Origin of the sequence: Cytobacillus sp. FSL H8-0458 (genome assembly GCF_038002165.1) — a bacterium.
Classification (GTDB): Bacteria; Bacillota; Bacilli; order Bacillales; family Cytobacillaceae; genus Cytobacillus.
Window position 1 is genome coordinate 410401 of record NZ_JBBOBR010000002.1, and the last position, 19564, is coordinate 429964.

The 19564-nt window shown below is 44.3% G+C and carries 16 protein-coding genes; 6 read left to right on the plus strand and 10 right to left on the minus strand.

The window, feature by feature from the left end; genetic code table 11:
• The first annotated feature begins 70 nt into the window (after window positions 1-70).
• The 5 genes from NYE23_RS23315 to NYE23_RS23335 are packed head-to-tail and all read left to right on the plus strand — an operon-like array spanning window position 71 to window position 4977.
• A complete protein-coding gene (locus tag NYE23_RS23315) occupies window positions 71-2113 on the plus strand; it encodes a BglG family transcription antiterminator (protein WP_341081595.1) in 2043 nt (680 codons plus the stop codon).
• 19 nt (window positions 2114-2132) lie between these two features.
• Window positions 2133-2591 (plus strand): PTS sugar transporter subunit IIA, encoded by a 459-nt coding sequence (locus NYE23_RS23320; RefSeq protein WP_341081597.1) that lies wholly within the window; start codon window positions 2133-2135, stop codon window positions 2589-2591.
• Between the two features lie 29 nt (window positions 2592-2620).
• Window positions 2621-3979, plus strand: a complete 1359-nt coding sequence (locus NYE23_RS23325) for a PTS galactitol transporter subunit IIC (RefSeq protein WP_341081599.1) — start codon at window positions 2621-2623, stop codon at window positions 3977-3979.
• A gap of 30 nt (window positions 3980-4009) precedes the next feature.
• Entirely contained in the window at window positions 4010-4678 is a 669-nt protein-coding gene (locus NYE23_RS23330; RefSeq protein ID WP_341081601.1) for an L-ribulose-5-phosphate 4-epimerase, read from the plus strand.
• Window positions 4679-4692: 14 nt separating this feature from the next.
• Window positions 4693-4977, plus strand: coding sequence for a PTS sugar transporter subunit IIB (locus tag NYE23_RS23335; protein ID WP_341081603.1), 285 nt, complete (start codon window positions 4693-4695; stop codon window positions 4975-4977).
• Window positions 4978-5050: 73 nt separating this feature from the next.
• Here NYE23_RS23335 and NYE23_RS23340 read toward each other — a convergent pair whose 3' ends face one another.
• The 9 genes from NYE23_RS23340 to NYE23_RS23380 form a co-directional block, all read right to left on the minus strand.
• Window positions 5051-6508 (minus strand): CoA-acylating methylmalonate-semialdehyde dehydrogenase, encoded by a 1458-nt coding sequence (locus NYE23_RS23340; RefSeq protein WP_341081604.1) that lies wholly within the window; start codon window positions 6506-6508, stop codon window positions 5051-5053.
• Window positions 6509-6529: 21 nt separating this feature from the next.
• Window positions 6530-7879, minus strand: coding sequence for a GntP family permease (locus NYE23_RS23345; protein ID WP_341081606.1), 1350 nt, complete (start codon window positions 7877-7879; stop codon window positions 6530-6532).
• 15 nt (window positions 7880-7894) lie between these two features.
• Window positions 7895-9091, minus strand: a complete 1197-nt coding sequence (locus tag NYE23_RS23350) for an iron-containing alcohol dehydrogenase (RefSeq protein ID WP_341081608.1) — start codon at window positions 9089-9091, stop codon at window positions 7895-7897.
• Window positions 9092-9243: 152 nt separating this feature from the next.
• Window positions 9244-11043, minus strand: coding sequence for a sigma 54-interacting transcriptional regulator (locus NYE23_RS23355; RefSeq protein ID WP_341081610.1), 1800 nt, complete (start codon window positions 11041-11043; stop codon window positions 9244-9246).
• Window positions 11044-11938: 895 nt separating this feature from the next.
• The gene (locus tag NYE23_RS23360) at window positions 11939-13249 is read right to left on the minus strand and encodes a GntP family permease (protein WP_341081612.1); all 1311 of its coding nucleotides are present in this window, start codon (window positions 13247-13249) and stop codon (window positions 11939-11941) included.
• 38 nt (window positions 13250-13287) lie between these two features.
• Window positions 13288-14292 carry a LacI family DNA-binding transcriptional regulator gene (locus tag NYE23_RS23365; protein WP_341081614.1) on the minus strand — a complete coding sequence of 335 codons (1005 nt, stop codon included), beginning with the start codon at window positions 14290-14292 and terminating at the stop codon, window positions 13288-13290.
• 51 nt (window positions 14293-14343) lie between these two features.
• The gene (gene hisD, locus NYE23_RS23370; RefSeq protein WP_341081616.1) at window positions 14344-15627 is read right to left on the minus strand and encodes a histidinol dehydrogenase; all 1284 of its coding nucleotides are present in this window, start codon (window positions 15625-15627) and stop codon (window positions 14344-14346) included.
• A 57-nt stretch (window positions 15628-15684) separates the two neighbouring features.
• Window positions 15685-16446: an SDR family NAD(P)-dependent oxidoreductase gene (locus NYE23_RS23375; RefSeq protein WP_341081618.1), complete on the minus strand. Its 762-nt coding sequence runs from the start codon at window positions 16444-16446 to the stop codon at window positions 15685-15687.
• 18 nt (window positions 16447-16464) lie between these two features.
• Entirely contained in the window at window positions 16465-17400 is a 936-nt protein-coding gene (locus NYE23_RS23380) for a 3-hydroxyacyl-CoA dehydrogenase family protein (protein ID WP_341081620.1), read from the minus strand.
• Between the two features lie 440 nt (window positions 17401-17840).
• On the opposite strand from NYE23_RS23380, the gene NYE23_RS23385 reads away from it, so the two are divergent.
• The gene (locus tag NYE23_RS23385; protein WP_341081622.1) at window positions 17841-18032 is read left to right on the plus strand and encodes a hypothetical protein; all 192 of its coding nucleotides are present in this window, start codon (window positions 17841-17843) and stop codon (window positions 18030-18032) included.
• A gap of 450 nt (window positions 18033-18482) precedes the next feature.
• Here the strand turns inward: NYE23_RS23385 and NYE23_RS23390 are convergent, their stop codons facing one another.
• Window positions 18483-19550 carry a M42 family metallopeptidase gene (locus tag NYE23_RS23390; protein WP_341081623.1) on the minus strand — a complete coding sequence of 356 codons (1068 nt, stop codon included), beginning with the start codon at window positions 19548-19550 and terminating at the stop codon, window positions 18483-18485.
• Window positions 19551-19564: the final 14 nt, after the last annotated feature.

Below are 19564 nucleotides of genomic sequence, written 5' to 3' on the forward strand. Positions count from 1 at the left end.
AAGTTGTTATGAAAACGATTACAATTATCAAATTATTTAAAATATAATAAGTCCAAAGGAGGTTATAGACATGTTCCTTGATGATCGAAGTGTTAATTTACTAAATGTATTAATACGGACACCTCAAATAAAAAGTAAGGAACTGGAAGAAAAATTAAACCTTAGCAGACGGCAAATCGCCTATTCTATCGATAAGATCAATCAGTGGCTGGGCCTGAAAAATTTATTGCCCATCACCAAAAGCCGCAATGGATATTTTATTATCGATAAAAAGGTATTTGATTATTTTTCCATTCATCATTCACAATCTGCACTCCTTGAGGAGTATATTCCTACGGAAAAAGAACGGGCATTATTAATTATTTTATATTTACTTGGCAAAAAGGAAGAAGTATCACTATTCCATATTATTGATCTCTTAAATGTCAGTAAAAATACAGTCATCAAAGATATCAAAGAAGCCTCGGAGTTCCTTGGGGAATATTCTTTGGCTATCCACTATTCGAGGACGGAAGGCTATGATATCAGCGGAGAAGAATTCCAAATACGTAAATTATTAATCATAGTTGTTAAATCCGTATTAAATCTCTTTAACGGGCATATGTACTTTGAAAAGTTCCTGCAAATAGATATACGTCATATGCAAGAAAAAATAAGATCCATTGAAGAGCTGTTAGAGATCCACTTAACAGATGAAAGCTATGAAAGGTTGCCATATGTCATAGAATTAATTTTTATCAGAATAAATCAAGGGCATTTATTGAATGAAGACTTTCATGTTGGGATAGAGGAGTTAGCAGATACTAAAGAATATATTGCATCCGAAAAGCTATTAAAGGATGAAACGGATATTCCAATCTGTGAGAGAATATGGCTCACCCTTCAGTTATTAACTTCAAATGTTCACTCAGCAGAAATCCTTACTGACCAGCACTTACAGGATCTTAAAGGGGCAATTAATGAGGTACTCCTCTTATTTGAGAAAAAGTCGTGTATTTACATTGCTGATAAGAACGAGATTCTTGAAAAACTTCTGCTCCATATGAGACCAGCATACTACCGCATCAAATATCACCTTACTCTTAAGGATCACTATTCTTTTGAAATGATTGAGGAATATACGGAATTACATGATATGGTTTCCTCTTCAATTAGTCCTCTGGAGGAGCTAATTCAAGATCAGTTTCCTCCTGGTGAGATTGCCTTTATTACAATGTTTCTGGCCGGACAGCTTATTAAACAGGGAGAAGAACTCAAAAAAAAGAAGAAAGCCTTGGTAGTTTGTACAAATGGGCTTACCATTTCCAAAATCATGAGACAAACATTGCGGGAGATTTTTCCGGAGTTCCACTTTGTTGAAAGTTTATCATTAAGACAATTTCAGGCTTACCAGTTTGAATACGATATTGTTTTTAGCACCATTCCTGTTCAATCATCAAAGCCGTCTTTTTTAATTAATCCTCTTATGACTTTAATCGAAAAAGAAACTTTGCGAAATCAGGTAATCAATTCCATTGATGAGGCCAGTTATCCAACCCTAAATATTAGCAGGGTAATGGACACAATTAAAGAGAATGCTATCGTAACAGATGAATTAGCCCTATTAACCTCGTTGTCCAATTTGTTTCAGCCTAAACAAAGTATAGAGACTGCAGGTAATAGAATCCTTGCCTATGGCTTGAAACAGTTTTTGCCCAATGAGTTTATCCAAATAAAAGATCGGGCAGAAACCTGGCAGGATGCCATAGTTATTGCATGTGACCCCTTGATAAGAAATAACATTATCAAACCATCATATGTAAAAGCCCTGCTTGAAGAAAATGATCATCAGCAGATTTATAGTTTTTTAGGAAACAGCATGGCTATCCCGCATGCAGCTCCTGAAAAAGGAGTATCCCGTGATGCCTTCGCCATGCTGATACTAAAAAATCCAGTTGCCTTTGCGAATGGGCACAAGGTTTCCATAGTTACACCACTCGCCATTTATAACCAGAACAAGCATCTGAAAGCGCTATCCCAATTAGCTGAGCTAGCTGAGGATAAAGTGAAGATGGAACGATTAATAGAAGCAAAAGACGCTGCTGATGCCTGGTTTACTATAAATGGAAGTTGAATGGGCAGGAGGAAGAAAAATGTTTTTTGATAAGAAGATTACTTTATTTAACTTAGAAGCTTGCGACCGACAGGATGCATTGCGGCAAATGGTAAATTCCCTCCGCGCCGAGAATTTAGTGGCAGCTTCTTTTGAACAAGGAATCTTAGAGCGTGAGGAGTCTTTTCCAACTGGTTTAGCTGTGAAACCATTCGGGGTGGCCATTCCCCATACAGATGCAGATAAAGTCATATGTCCGCAAATCGCTTTTGCGTCCCTAAAAAACCCTGTGAAGTTCCTTGTCATGGGCAATAACGCACAAGAAGAAATAGATGTCTCGCTTATCTTTATGCTGGCTTTAAAGAATCCAGCAGATCAGCTGACAATGCTGCAGCGCTTAATGGAGATTCTTCAAGACCAAATTTTATTGACTGAATTTTCCGAATGCAAGAACAAAAATGAGTTTGATGATTTATTAAACAGAATTGGTCTGAAATAAATTTCAGACAATAAAAAAGGGGGATTTAAATGTCGGTTTTACAATGGTTTGTTGACCTTGGTGCCAGCGTAATGCTTCCAATTCTTTTGTTTATCTTTGGGATTGTGTTAGGAACAAAGCCTTCAAAAGCTTTTAAAGCTGGTTTAACCGTCGGCATTGGCTTTATTGGGCTGAATCTTGTAATTGGGCTGTTAACAAGCAGCTTAGGACCTGCGGCAAAGGCCATGGTTGATAATTTTGGCTTCCAGCTTGACACCATAGATGTAGGATGGCCGGCTGCGGCTGCCATTTCTTATGGTACTGCTTTAGGAAGTTTGGCAATCCCTTTGGGAATTGGCTTAAATGTAGTCTTATTGATTACCGGCCTGACAAAAACGCTGGACGTTGATATCTGGGATTATTGGCACTGTGCTTTCACAGGATCTCTAGTATATGCCTTAACAGGAAACTTCGCTCTTGGCTTATATACTATTGCCATTCATTTAGTTGTCATTTTCTTCTTAGGGGATTTAATTGCAAAAGATATTGAAAAGTTCTATGGTTTTCCAAAAATCACTTTCCCTCACGGGGCCTCTGCACCATCTTATCTTGTAGCAAAACCTTTAAACTGGGTGTTTGACCGAATTCCCGGCTTTAATAAATTAGAAGCTAATCCTGAGACTATCCAAAAAAGATTGGGAATTTTCGGGGATTCGACTGTAATGGGTGTATTAATCGGTATCGTGATTGGTTTCCTGGCAGGATATAGTGTAAAGGAAGTTATGCAGCTTGCTGTACAAACTGGTGCCGTGATGATGTTAATGCCCCGCATGGTTTCATTGCTTATGGAAGGGCTTGCCCCGATCTCTGAAGCAGCCAGTGATTTTGTCAGAAAACGCATGCCGGGCCGTGACCTTTATATTGGTATGGACAGTGCATTATCGGTAGGTCATCCTGCTGTTTTATCAGCCTCCTTAATTATTGTGCCGATTACTTTGTTTTTAGCGGTCATTTTGCCTGGAAATACAGTCTTGCCGTTTGGCGATTTGGCAACCATACCATTCTTGGTTTGTTTAATGACTCCAGTATTTAGAGGGAATATTATCAGAACTGTTGTGGCCGGAACACTTTATATGGCAGTAGGTCTGCTTATCGCTTCTTGGGCTGCTCCTTTAATAACCGATGCCGCCCTTGCAGCAAATTTTGATATGGCCGGAAATTCCAGTATCTCTGCCCTTGTTGACGGAGCTGTCTGGACAACATTTATCTTTGTTGGTCTAGCTAAGGTGCTCAACTGGACAGGAATTACTCTTATAGGTTTAGCCGCTTTTGGAGGTTTGATTTACCTGAATAAGATCAAGCCAAAACGTGAGGCGAAACTTAATAATGATACCGGAGTCGGCTTATAAAAATATCCCTGATTGAAGAAGGTGATCTATATGTATCAGGTTTGGAAGCAATTAGTATGTGATGCAAACAAGACATTAAAAGAATTGCAGCTTGTCAAATGGACCAGCGGAAATGTCAGTTACAGAGATAAAGAGAGTAATAATGTAATCATTAAACCAAGCGGCGTCCACTTTGATGTTCTAAAGCCAGAGGATATGGTTGTACTCGATCTGGATGGAAATATTGTGGAGGGGCGGCTGAAGCCTTCAGTAGACACTGCCAGCCACTTATTTGTTTATCGGAGACGTGACGATATTCACAGCATTGTCCATACCCATTCACCGTTTGCTACCAGCTTTGCTATACGAGGGTTAGGAATCCCTTCGTATACCACAACAGCTGCCAATATGTTTAAAGAAGGTGTCCCCTGCTCAGATTATGCAGCGATTGGTGAAGATGAGGTCGGCAAGCAAATTATTGACCACATTGGGGATTTGCCAGCTGTGCTGCTGCGGAACCATGGAGTCTTTACGGCAGGAAAGGATATTGAAAGTGCACTAAAGGCTGCTGTACTGCTGGAAGAAACGGCAGAGTACGCGCATTATGCCACATTGCACGAGCCTGATCTCGCACCACTAAGCAGAGATATTGTACTTCAATGTCATGTTTTCTATAAAACGTCCTACGGCCAAAACGAAAAAACAAACAATACTATCTAAAAGGGTGAGGTAAAATGAAAAAATTATTGATTATGTGCGGAACAGGAATTGCCACATCAACAATTGTAACTGGAAAAGTTAAATCCTGGCTCGAAGAAAACAATCTGCAAACGAAAGTAAAGTTATTTCAATCTAAAATCAGCGAAGAACTCGGCCGAATTGATGAGTATGATATCATCGTTTCCACTACACTTGTTCCAGATAATATTAAAAGCAAAGTCATTGATGGTGTCCCTTTATTGACAGGCATTGGCAAAGAGGCCATGTTTGAGAAAATTAAAGAGCAAATTCTAGCGTAATATACAGGGAATAGCCTATCAAAAATATAAGAGACACCTGCATTTCATTGCAGGTGTCTCTTTTGTTTTATTCCTACCAGCGTGCAGTCAGCATCTTTCTCCTTGTATAGAATTCCACTCCATCCGTCCCGTTTGCATGAAGGTCTCCGTAGAAGGAGTTTTTCCAGCCGGAGAATGGGAAGAAGGCCATTGGCGCCGGGACGCCGATGTTAACTCCGAGCATGCCGACCTCGATGTTTTCTCTGAAGTAGCGGACGCTGCTTCCGCTGTCAGTGAATAAGCATGCACCGTTTCCAAAGTCGGATTTGTTCGTAAGCTCAATCGCTTCTTCAAGATTTTTTACACGCACCACAGAAAGTACCGGTGCGAAAATTTCTTCTTTCCAGATTTTCATTGATGGATCTACATTATCAAAAATCGTTGGTCCAATGAAGTAGCCGTTTCCGTGGTATGCTTCATCTTTGCGGCCATCACGGACAAGTTTTGCTCCTTCTTTTTCACCAATTTCGATGTAATTGCTTGTGCGTTCCTTGTTTTCCTGGCGGATGACCGGGCCAAGGAATACATTTTCATCTAAACCATTTCCAATTGTCAGCTGGCTCGCCTGCTCATTCAGCTTCGCAACCAGCTCGTCTGCAACAGTATCAACAGCTACGACTACAGAGCAGGCCATGCACCTTTCACCTGCTGAACCATACGCAGCAGCGATAATTTCCTTAACCGCGCCATCAAGGTCTGCATCAGGCAGCACGATTGAGTGGTTCTTAGCGCCAGCCAGCGCCTGGACGCGCTTGCCTTTAGCCGTTGCAGATTTATAGATATACTCGGCAACAGGCTGGGAGCCAACGAATGAAATAGCCGGTACATCCTTATGGTCGATCAGGCTGTTTACCACGTCATGTGCGCCATGGACAATATTGAATACGCCAGCTGGAAGGCCTGCTTCTGTGAACAGCTCTGCCAGGCGGTTTGCAAGGATTGGCGTTCTTTCAGATGGCTTTAACACAAAGGTGTTGCCGCAGGCAATCGCGAGTGGGAACATCCAGCAGGGAACCATCATCGGGAAGTTGAAAGGCGTGATGCCGCCAATGACACCAACAGGATAGCGGTACATGCCTGATTCAATGTTTGTCGCAATATCCGGAAGCTGCTTGCCCATCATGAGAGATGGAGCACCTGCAGCGAATTCCACACATTCTATTCCGCGCTGCACCTCGCCGTATGCTTCTTTATAGTTCTTTCCGTTTTCCTGAGTAATGAGCTTTGCCAGCTCGTCCCAGTTATCTATTAAAAGCTGCTGGTATTTAAATAGAATTCTCGCTCTTTTTGGCACCGGCGTTTTGCTCCAGACTTTAAAAGCTTCCTTGGCAGCCTGTACAGCATTGTCGACATCTTCACGTGTGGAAATCGGTGTGCGGGCAAGCTCCTCGCCTGTTGCCGGATTTGGCACCACTTCGAATTTATCTGTATTGGCATCCACCCATTCGCCATTGATAAAGTTTTTTAATACTGTAGTTGTTGTCGCTGTCATAGTAATAATCCCCTTTCGAAATTAAAAGATTGAATATAAGAATATTGCCAGGAATAGTACAGCCGTTGGCATTGCTACACTTAGAATGAATATTGGCCAATAGGCACGTTTATGGGTTTCTCCGCATATCGCCCGGATCGTTGTCACGACATAGCCATTATGCGGCAGTGAGTCCAATCCGCCGGATGCAAGCGCCGAAATTCTATGCATGGCACCTGGGTCCAGCCCTTGCGACATATACATTGGCGCCAGAATCGGCAGCGCAATGCCTAAGCCGCCGGATGCCGACCCGGTAATACCGCATATCAGAGTAACGGCAATCCCCAGTCCCATTAATGGCGGTCCCGGGATATTTACAAGTGCATCTACAAAAGTATCAAACGCGGCAACCTGGGCTGCAACACTTCCAAATCCTACAACCGCACACGTATTGGCGGCTGCGACTAAGGCATCCTGGGCACCCTTGGCAAGCGCCTCCCAGAATCCGACTAAATATTTCATCATCAGCACACAGGCTAAAACGATGCCGCTTGTCAGAGAGATCAATGCGGCCGCCGTCGAAGAAGTGAAGTTGGCAGCCGTATTTAAAATGGCAATCACTGACGCCAGCGGTAAGATGGCCATGATCACATGCGGATAGTCCTTCCCTGCCGGAGCAGCATTTGGCCTTTGCATTTCAAGCTCCGATTCAAGAGCTGCTGCCGACTCATTGGCACTGGCCGGCTGATTTGGCAAGGAAAATACCTCGCCATTTTGGACCGCTTTTTTCACCATCCGGCTAAGCAGAATACCGCCTATTACCATGATCAGAAATGCCATTAACACCCCAATGATTCCGCCCGCCGTCGGCTTTGTTCCGAAAAACTCTGTCGGAATTAAATTTTGGATTTCCGGCGAGCCCGGTGCTGTCATCGTAAAGGATATGGATCCGAACACCAATGCCGCCGGGATAAAACGATGCGGCAGGTTGGCCACTTTAAATAGGGAAACAGCAATTGGATAGACGGCGAAGCCTACAACAAACAAACTGACGCCTCCGTAAGTCATGATGGCTGCTGCCGCCACGACTGCAAATACCGCTCTTGATGGCCCAAGTGTATCCTTGACCCAATTCGCAATGCTGTCAGCCGCCTTGGTTACTTGCATGATTTTTCCGAATATGGCACCCAATAAAAAGATGAGGAACCACGAGTAAAAATAGCCTGTAAAGCCTGTCATGTAATGCTCTGTCAGTGCTGTCTCAAGGTTAAGCCCTCCTGTCAGAGCAACCACAACTGCACTGATGATCGCGGCAATAATAATATTTACGCCTTTCATAGTTAAATACATTAATAGAAGCAGCGAAGCGATTAACCCCAGCATTCCAATCATCTGTATGTCCCCCTGTTACACTTTCTCTGTTTCAGAGGAAAACTGATAATTATAGCAAACATGGTAGAGCTCTTCGAGTTCGCTCTTAGCCGGTACTCTTGGGTTGTTGCCGGGGCTGCCGCTGTCGATGGCGTCGTCTGCCATCTTGCCAACTGCATTCTTAAAAGCTTCCTCGTCTATTCCCCAACCTCTTAAGTTAGGAATATTTAATTTCCGGCAAAGCTCTTTGATGGATTGAACAGCCACTTCTGCAGCTTCTTCATTGGTAAGGCTTTCATTATCAGGCTGAAAAACTCGGCCGATATCTGCCAGGCGGTCCACACATGCTTCCTGGCTGAACTCAAGAACAGCCGGCAGAAGCATGGCATTTGAGATTCCATGAGGAACATGGAATAATGCGCCAATTGGACGGCTCATTCCATGCACAAGGCATACAGATGCGTTCGAGAACGCCATTCCAGCCTGCAGTGATCCAAGGCTCATCGCTTCCCGGGCATCGACATTGTCTCCCTCATTGTAAGCGGTTAAAATATTTTCCACGATCAGTTTCATGGCCGATATCGCTATTGTGTCTGTCATCGGATGTGCCTTTTTGGATAGATATGCTTCAACCGCATGGCTTAGGGCATCAACCCCGGTTGCTGATGTTACATTCTTCGGTGAGGAAAGTGTAAGCAGCGGATCCACAATTGCCACGCTCGGCATCAAAGCAGGCTGTTTAATCATCATTTTGACATCATTGGATGAATTTGTGATGACGGTTACATCTGTGGCCTCAGAGCCAGTCCCAGCTGTTGTCGGTATCGCTATGTGAGGAACCGGTGCATTCTGGGCCAGTTTCTTTCCTCCCATATACTCGCCGATATAGCCGCCATTTGTTGCTAAAACCGCTATGGCTTTTGCCGTATCGATACAGCTGCCGCCGCCAACTGAAATAACCAGGTCACATTGCTGTTTTTGAAATAGCTCGAGCGCTTCTGCTACATACTCGTCAGTCGGCTCTGATGCGACCCCCAGATATACCTCACTTTGTACGCCCGCCTCCTGAAGATAGGTTCTGCATTCACTTACATATCCAAGCTGATCCATTATCTGATCACTGATTATTAATGCGTTTTTCCCCCTGAGCGCTGCTTCATCCCCAACTTTTTCGGAAGATCCCCTTCCATAAAAAATCGCTTCCGGCACCCGGAAAACTGCTGGTTTCTCCATTGGACGTTCCACCCCTTTTGTTCTATTACTACTTATACCTGCAAGGAGCGTGCCAACTTTGAAACCTAATAAAGCCAGTGATTTCTTTCTGCGAAAGTGTAGCCACTACACTACAACTGTAGATTTTTTGTAGCGATTCCACTACAGTTCATTCAGGTTATTCTATGTTTTTTCAGTTTCTGATAGAGAGTTGTCCGATGAATTCCAAGCAGATCAGCAGCTCTCGATTTATTTCCGCCTGCTCTTCTTAATGCATCCAGAATAATTTCAGACTCTCTTTGGCTGCCCAATAATTTTGCTTCCTCAATAGACCCTGCAGCCCGATTCACTTTTTTCAAAGTGGGTTCCGGCTTTTTCAGCATCTCCGGCAAATGATGATAGTCAATGACCTTCCCATCAACCAGTGTCACCAGCTGTTCTACCGTATTTACCATCTCCCGGATATTCCCTCTCCACGGATGCTGGACAAAAGCGTTCACCGCCTCAGATGTAAATAGTTTTCCAGATACCTGATACCTCTCACAGATTTCCTTCAGGTAATGGACCAGCAGGACAGGAATATCCTTTTTCCGTTCCCGCAGCGGAGGGATATGGAGCTGGATGATGTTCAGCCGGTAATAAAGATCCTCCCGGAATTCCCCAGTTTCAACCATTTGCATAAGGTTGCGGTTTGTCGCAGCAATTACTCTGACATTAATTTGATACTTTTTCACACCGCCGACACGTTCAGCTTCCTTTTCCTGCAGGACCCGCAGCAGCTTGGTCTGCATGACAAGCGGCATCTCTCCGATTTCATCGAGAAAAATGGTGCCGTTGTCTGCAAGCTCAAACTTCCCGGGCTTGCCGCCTTTTTTTGCCCCTGTAAAGGCTCCTTCTTCATAGCCAAACAGTTCAGACTCGAATAACTGCTCCGGAATGGCCCCGCAGTTGACACTGATGAAAGGCCCGGTGGAAAAAGGGCTGAGGTGATGGATGCTCTTGGCGAACATCTCTTTTCCCGTCCCGCTTTCCCCTGTTATAAGGACAGTGGCCGCAGTCCTGGCCGCCTTCCTTGCCAGCCGTTTCACCTCCATGATCCCTTCGCTTGTCCCAATGATTTGATCAAGGGTGACCCGGCTGTCATTTTCCTTTTTCTTTGAGAAAAGATCAGGCTTGGCATCTTGATTTTCCTGCAGCTTTTCATAGATTTTATAAACTTCTGTTACTCCCTCAAAAATCAGCATACCGATGGCGCCGGCAATCCGGCCTTCCTTCCAGAGGGGGATCCGGTGCACCACCATGTCATGCCCCTGGATGTTCTGGAGAACCCCCCGTTCAGCAATCCCGGTCTTTACCGTTTCATGAAGATGTGTGTTGTCAATAACCTCTGTGACATGCCTGCCAATTGCATCCTCCCGCTTAATGCCGGTAAAACGGCTATATGCTTCGTTAAATTCCTGCAGGATGCCGTTTTCATCCACAACCGCTATTCCCTCATAGGCACTTTCCAATATGGCGCCAAGTGCACCTTCAGCATTATGCTGCTGCCTTAGCTTATACAGATATTTGGAGAGTCCATCCAGGATATCCCTGGCTGTCAGGACGCCTATGAGCTTGCCATTATCACCCGTGACAGGAAGCTGATCGTATGGAAGCGACATGATATCAAGTATGGAATCATCCGGCCGGACAGCTGCCTGATTCGATTTGGGAATGCTGCCAATTAAAGCATCACCCGGGTTGCCCTGGGCAAAGTAGTTGAGCAGCTTCCTGGAAGTGATCATTCCAACCAGACGATTGGTTTCATCTGTGACGGGCAGGCTTTCCAGATGAAGATCTGCCATCATTTTTGAAGCTTCTGCCAGTGTCTGCCCCGGCTGTATACAAAACGGGCTTGGTGTCATCCAGTTTTTCACTTTAAGGTGCTCATCATTTAGCAAGTCCTCTTTCTTATCAGAAATGGATTGAGGCATACGGAACTCCCCCGGTAATTTTAATTTTCTAAATTATAACACTTTTAAAAGATAGATAGGTTCCAGTGTGATGCCTGAGTGTGAACATTACTAATAGAAAAGAGAATTCTGCAAATAGAGATGCTTATTTTGCAAATAGACCGGTTGAACCTGCAAATAGCATGGCCCATCTTGCAAATAGTGATAGAAATTCTGCAAATAGAGCAAGTCCGCAAAGCCGATGCCACCGAGTTTTATAGAAAATAACACTTTTTAAAAATAAACTGATTCCAGTTTCGGAGTTTTGAACATTACTAATAGAAACGGGAAATCTGCAAATAGAGATGCTTATTTTGCAAATAGACCGCTTGAACCTGCAAATAGGAAGGCCCATCTTGCAAATAGTGATAGAAATTTTGCAAATAGAGCAAGTCCGCAAAGCCGGTGCCGCCGAGTTTAATAGAAAAAAACACTTTTTAAAAATAAACTGATTCCAGTTTCGGAGTTTTGAATATTACTAATAGAAACGGGAAATCTGCAAATAGAGATGCTTATTTTGCAAATAGACTGCTTGAACCTGCAAATAACATGCCCATCTTGCAAATAGTGATAGAAATTCTGCAAATAGAGCAAGTCCGCAAAGCCGATGCCGCCGAGTTTTATAGAAAATAACACTTTTTAAAAATAAACTGATTCCAGTTTCGGAGTTTTGAACATTACTAATAGAAACGGGAAACCTGCTTATAGAGATGCTTATTTTGCAAATAGACCGGGTTAATCTGCAAATAGCATGGCCCATCTTGCAAATAGAGGTGATAATTCTGCAAATAGAGCAATCCCGCAAAGCCGATGCCACACGATTTTAATAGAAAGAAAGACAGAGAGCCTGAACCCCTCTGTCTTTCTGCTAAGCAATTTAGAAAATCGAGAATAAAATGACCGCCAGGATGACACCAAGTATTGGCACAATCACTGTCAATGCGCCAAATGCCGGATAGGCATCCTTATGGGACTCGCCGCAGATCGCCCGGATGGTTGTCACAACGTAACCGCCATGCGGCAGGGAATCAATTGATCCGGATGATATTGCCACAACACGGTGAAGTTCACTTGCATTAACACCCATGTCCAGATAATGCGGAGCCAGAAGCGGCAGGGCAATCGATTGGCCGCCGGAAGCAGATCCGGTCAGGCCGGCAATGACAGCAACAGCCAGGGCTCCGCCGATTAATGGGCTTCCCGGAATGCTGGTCATGGCATCTACCGCACTTGCAAAGGCGGGGGTTGCTTTAGCCACACCGCCAAAGCCCACAACAGCTGATGTATTTGCAATGGCGATCAATGCGCCGATGGTTCCTTCTGATACGGCACCCCATACATTAGTAAAGTACTTAAGATTAAGAAAGTAAGTTGCAAAGCAGCCGCTTAATAAGGCAATGATCAAGGCTGACTGTGCTAATGAATCATGGAAAATAAACGAAATCACAAGTACGACCAATAACGGAATCATACTTAATAATGGGCTTGGCAAGTTTTCACGGATTACTGCAGAATCTGTATCTCTTGCCTCAAATTTTTCTCCATTGCGAATCGCCTTGTTAATCATTTTCTTCAGCCACCAGTATCCAAATGCCATCATAAAGACAGCGACAATCAAGCTGACTTCCCATGCGGCATATGGGGAAGTGCCAAGGAACTCAATCGGAATCCAGTTCTGGATTTCCGGTGAGCCGGCAGACGTCATGGTAAAGGTAGTCGAACCGAAGGCAAGAGCTGCCGGAATGAATCTTCTTGGCAGGTTGGCTTCCTTAAATAGGCTCAATGCCATTGGATAGACGGAGAAGGCTACAACAAACAGGCTTACGCCGCCATAGGTTAAGACCGCACAGGCAATGACAACGGCTAATGCAGCCCGCTTCATGCCAATTTTATCGATAATCCATTTGGAAACACTGTCGGCTGCTCCGCTGTCTTCCATAAGTTTTCCGAAAATGGCCCCGAATAAGAACATTAAATACCAGGATGTAATAAATCCGGCAAAACCGTTCATATAGTTAGTCAGAAAATTGACCTCTCCCTCGCCTGCCAGCTGAGGGAAAATCGGCAATCCACTGAATATTGCAACAATAAATGCTGAAAGAGGGGCAGCAAGCAGCAGGTTCATCCCTCTCATCGTCAAATAGATGAGAAGCCCGATCCCCCCTAGCAATCCGATCATACTTAGCATAAGATCCTCCTATCCCGAAAACCCACGCCTTCTCTCCATTACCTTCTGTCCTTTACGGATCCTCTCTCCACCAAATGGCCTTTTAATCTTTGGATTTCAGGGGTGTCCGTGTCCCCGTTAATATGCTCCAAAAGAAGGTTAATCGAATAATCGACCATTTCGTCAACCGGCTGGTGCCAGGTGGTTAATTCATAAGATGACCAATCTGACATTGCCACATTGTCAAATCCTACTACAGAGATATCCTCAGGGATTCGGATTCCCTGTTTTTTTAGATAATCCATTGCGCCAAAAGCGGATATATCATTGGCACAGAAGATGGCATCAATCTTTTTTTCCTGTTCCAGCAATTTTTGGGCTGCTGCAAATCCTCCTTCATATGAATAAAGGCCGTTTTCGGTTAAAAAGGAAGAGATGCCATGTTCTGCCAAAGCTTCCTGGAAGCCATTTTTTCGATCAACTGTTGTTGATGTATTTTTCGGTCCGGAGATAAAGGCGAGATTTTCATGTCCTTTTTCTATCAAGTAGTGCCCAATCCTTTTCCCGGCAGCAAAGTTATCGCATACAACAGCACTGCTTAAGGAATCGTTCACATATCGGTTAAACAGGACAACCGAGATGCCATTGCGGGTAAACTTCTGTACAGTCGAAGAGGTCAGTAGCGCATCTGTGATGATGGCTCCCTCGACGCTGTATTCAATTAAATGGCTCACTTCATCTTCTTGGATCTCGTTATTCTGGGAGTTGATAAACATCACCTTGTACCCTTTTTCAGCCAGCCTGCTGTAAAACTTATCAAGGATTTCCGGATAAAAAGGGTTCTGGATATTTCGCATGACAACGCCGATGATGCGGGACTGATTGGTAATCAGGCCCCGTGCTATGGCATTCGGCTGATATCCAAGCTGTTCTGCAGCATCCAGAATAAGCTTTTTCTTTTTTGATGAGATACTTGAATTTTCACTAAAAGCCCGGGATACGCTCGATTGGGAAACGCCTGCCAATCGGGCGACATCCATGGCTGTCACTTTTTTATTTTTCAACGCGTGTTCCTCCTGCCCGAATCTAGACAGAGAAATTATAACAGATTTTGCTTACTTCACGAGACTGCTGTAGCGTTTTACACGAAGATCAGCCTGTGCCTGGTGGCCTTTAAAGCCTTCAAGGTCACATAGACGGGATGCATATTCACCGATTTTCGCACTCGCTTCCGGAGTTGTTCTCTGGTATGTGCACGTTTTCAGGAATTTGCCCACCCATAGTCCGCCAGTGTAGCGGGCTGCTTTTTTCGTTGGAAGCGTGTGGTTTGTTCCGATTACTTTATCACCGTAAGCAACATTTGTTTCAGGCCCAAGGAATAGTGCACCGTAGTTTGTCATGTTTTCAAGGAAGTAGTTCGGATCTTCAGTTAAAACCTCCACATGCTCATAAGCCAGTTTATCCGCTTCTACTACCGCTTCCTCCAGACTGTCTACAAGAATAATCGAACCGTAATCCTTCCATGCCGCGCCTGCAACATCTGCTGTTGGGAGAGTCTCCAGCTGGCGCTCGATTTCTGTTACTGTTTCATTTGCTAACTTTTCAGATGTTGTAATTAGGCATGCCGGAGAGTTTGGTCCATGCTCTGCCTGTCCTAAAAGGTCTGTTGCGACCATTTCGGCATCAGCCGTTTCATCGGCAATGACCAGAACCTCAGTTGGGCCGGCAAACAGATCGATTCCCACTCTTCCGTATAACTGGCGCTTCGCCTCCGCTACAAACGCATTCCCTGGTCCAACCAGCATATCAACCGGCTCGATGGTTTCTGTTCCGATTGCCATCGCACCCATCGCCTGAATCCCGCCAAGAAGGTAAATCTCGTCAGCGCCAGCAAGATGCATAGCTGCAACTGTTGCAGAAGGGATCTCTCCTTTAATTGGAGGTGTGCAGGCAATCACGCGCTTAACGCCTGCCACTTTCGCAGTCAGAACACTCATGTGGGAGGAAGCAACCATTGGGTAGCGTCCGCCGGGAATATAGCAGCCGACACTGTTTACTGGAATGTTTTTGTGTCCAAGAAACACACCAGGCAATGTTTCGACTTCAATATCTTTCAATGATGCTTTTTGATGCTCGGCGAAATTGCGGATTTGTTCCTGCGCAAACTTGATATCATTGATTGTCTGTTCAGGTACAGATGCAACAATTTCCTTGATTTGCTCTTCAGATAGTCTGAATTGTTCCGGTGACCATTTATCAAATTGCTCGGAAAGCTTGCGAACCTCTGCATCTCCGTTTTCTTCAATATTTTTAAGAATAGCACTTACTGATTCTCTTACTTTTACATCTGCTTCCTGTACCTCTTGATCGTTCTTGCCTTGTTTTAAGAAAGTTGCCATTTTGATATCACTCCTGTTTTTATTATTGAATACGTATGCAAAATTAAGGAAAAATTTTTAAATGGCTGTCCATCCGCCATCTACTTTTATCGTATCGCCTGTAATAAACTTTGATAGATTGGAAGAAAGGAATAGGGTGGCAGCTGAGACATCCCCGGCATCCGCAAGCTTTCCTAGCGGAATCCTGCTGTAGACTTCCTTTTCGAACTCCTTGTCTTCGAACATTTTCGAAGTCAGCTCCGTTTCAATAAAGGTTGGAGCCACGGCATTAACATTAATGCCGTGAGATGCCCATTCCACTGCAAGCGCTTTTGTCAGCTGCACCATACCGCCCTTGCTGGCACAATAGGCCGCCCGTTTGAAATAGCCGACAAACGCCATCTGGGAAGCAATGTTGACAATCTTGCCGGATTGATTCGGGATCATATACTCGGCTGCTTTCTGGCTGCAGAAAAACGCTGCCTTCAAATTGGTATCAAGCGTCAGGTCCCAGTCCTCTTCTGTCACTTCCATGGCAGGCTTAGCCCGGTTAATTCCGGCGTTATTGATCAGCACATCGAGAGAGCCCATATAATCCACTGCTGCTTCTGTCATTCTTTTAATCTCTGAGACATTATTTAAATCAGCGGAAACATAATAGCTATTGGCGTTAATTTTTTTCAGCTCATCGGTTGTCTGACGGAGTGCGTCTTCATTTCTCCCCACAATCACAACCTTCGCACCGTTTTCGGCAAAGGACATGGCGATATCCCTTCCGATTCCTTTGCTTCCGCCTGTCACGATTACCGATTTATTCTCCAGGTCAGGAAAGTTCTTCATGCCATTCCTCCATCAGCTTTATTGGATTCCCAGATCCTTCTTTAAAAAACGGATGAGCTCAGCTTCCCTTTTCTGATTGTACTCTTTGGAAAAAGCTTCATCCCACTTGTAGTAGCCTTCACCCGTTTTGTCGCCGAGCTTCTGTTCTGACACAAGCTTCTTTAGTGCCGGCAAAGATTCCTCTGCACTGGATAAGTGCTGGAACAGATAATCAGAGATGGCAGAGAAGACATCCAGCCCGCCCATATCAGCGGTCATCAGCGGGCCTGAAACCGGCAGCCTGCGCCCAATTCCGTAAGTAACGGCATCATCAATATCTTCTTTGCTTGCAATGCCTTCCTCCAGAAGGTATTGGGCTTCACGGAAAAGTGCATATTGAAGGCGATTGCCGACAAAACCGGGAACCTCTTTTTTCACTTCAATCGGCTTTTTCTTCATTTGCTTTAAGAGCTGAAAAGATCTTTCCACTGTTTCATCGCCGGTCTTCTCACCGCGAACAACTTCGACGAGAGGAATCAGATGAGCCGGATTCCAGAAGTGTGTCACTACCGTGCGTTCCGGATGGGCAGTCTCTGAAGCAATCTCCGTCGGACTGAGGCCAGAAGTATTGCTTGCGAGAATGACATCGGGACCGCAAAGAGTGTCGAGACGCTTAAATAAGTCAATCTTTAATTGAATGTTTTCCGGTACAGCTTCAATCACGAAAGTAGCACCCTGAACTGCTTCTTCAACAGAGACAGTCATTTTAATATTTTCCTGAATGTGGCCAGCTTCCGATTCGGATAAAATACCGTTATTGAGCATAACCTCAAGCTTCTTCAGCATGTTGGTCCAGCCCTGTTCCAGGTCTGCCTCGCTGATTCCCTGCATTGTCACGCTCAGTCCGGCCCAGGCCGCGTTAAGCGCAATTGAATGGCCCATCGTGCCGCACCCAAGTACAGCTATTCTCTCCAATCGCTCACCATCTTTCTGAAATTTCTAGTTTTTGAATACGTATTCAATATACAATGTAAGCGCTGTAATTTCAACTTAAAATTATAAATTGTTAAAATATTCATTTGTTTTTAGCTGAAAAATCAATCAAACGTTTGATTGATTTTAACTAATGACAGACAGATCAATTCCAGCCGGGCCGCTGCTTTTGGGGACAGGTTGACTGTTCCTTGTCCCGTGAATGTGAACATTACTAATAGAATTGGGAAACTTGCAAATAGAGAAGCTCATTTTGCAAATAGACCGGGTGAACCTGCAAATAGAATGGCCAAACCTGCAAATAGAGGTGGAAATTTTGCAAATAGAGCAATCCAGCACGCAGATGCTGCCGGTTTTAATAGAAAATAACACTTTTGAAAATATAGACTGATTCCAGTTTTGGAGTTTGGCAGCTATGATGTGTGAATGTGAACATTACTAATAGAATTGGGAATACTGCAAATAGAAAAGCTCATTTTGCAAATAGACCGGGTGAATCTGCAAATAGAATGACCAAACCTGCAAATAGAGGTGGGAATTTTGCAAATAGAGCAATCCAGCACGCAGATGCTGCCGTTTTAATAGAAAATAACACTTTTGAAAAGATAGACTGATTCCAGTTTCGGAGTTTGGCAGATGTGATGTGTGAATGTGAACATTACTAATAGAATTGGGAATCCTGCAAATAGAGAAGCTCATTTTGCAAATAGACCGGGTGAACCTGCAAATAGAATGACCAAACCTGCAAATAGGGATGCTCATTTTGCAAATAGAGCAATCCAGCACGCAGATGCTGCCGGTTTTAATAGAAAATAATACTTTTGAAAAGATAGACTGATTCCAGTTTCGGAGTTTGGCAGATGTGATGTGTGAATGTGAACATTACTAATAGAATTGGGAATCCTGCAAATAGGGATGCTCATTTTGCAAATAGACCGGGTGAACCTGCAAATAGAATGGCCAAACCTGCAAATAGAGGTGGGAATTCCGCAAATAGCCCGTTTCGCACGATGAATCTTATAAAAAAAAGACAGAGAGCCTGCCCCCTGTCTTCTCTGATACGATTAAGTATCCAAAAACGTCTTCCCCTGCAGCTGATTCAATGTCACCACAAAGTCGTGCAGCAACTTGTAGGAGTTTTCCATATCATCCAAATCCACTACTTCAATTGGTGTATGCGTATAGCGGGACGGGATGGAGATCACCCCTGCAGTGACGCCTTTGTTCGTCATATGTATGGCGCCGGCATCTGTTCCAATTCCCATGAAGACTTCATGCTGATATGGTATATCCCCTTCTTCAGCCACTTTTTCGAGGTGCTGAGTGACAAGCGGATGGGCAATCAGTGATTTATCAGCGATTTTAATGCAAGGACCGTTGCCAAGGATTCTCGTGCCTGTCATCAGGACATCAAAGGTGTCGCTGGTTGGCGTTGTATCTAGGGCTAGCGCAAAGTCAGGCTCTACAGCAGCAGATACAACGGATGCTCCTCTTAACCCAACTTCCTCCTGAACCGTAAAGGCACCATAAATGTCGCCATGCTGCGCCCCATTTCCTCCAATATTTTGGAGCAGACGAATCAATAGGGCGCAGCCTGCCCGGTCGTCCAAAGCTTTGCCCGTAACGCGGTTTTTTCCTATTTTCTTAAACTCGGTGCCATAGCTGATGGGCTGTCCAATCTTGATTCCCATTTCCACGGCTTCTTCTGCTGTACGGGCGCCGATATCAATATACAGGTCGCGGTGGCTGGAAATGCGCTTTGGATCATCCCATTTCACATAGTGGGCTGAAATGGTTCCGATCACTCCATCCACATTGCCTTTTTCAGAACGGACCTTAACCGGCAGTGATAAAAGAATACGATCATCGAATCCGCCTAATTTCTCAAATCGAATTAACCCATTCTCTTCAATTTTTTTCACGATAAACCCAATTTCATCGGTGTGGGCTGCAATGACTAAAGAAGGAAAATCCGGGTTATTTCCTTTCTTTTTCACAATCAGGTTCCCGACTGAATCGACGTGATATTCATCCACATAATCCTTCACTTCATTTAAAATAAATCTTTGAACATCCTGTTCAAAACCGCTTGGACCTACGATATCGCATAAACCTTTTAATAATTCATACACAGTGAAACCCTCCC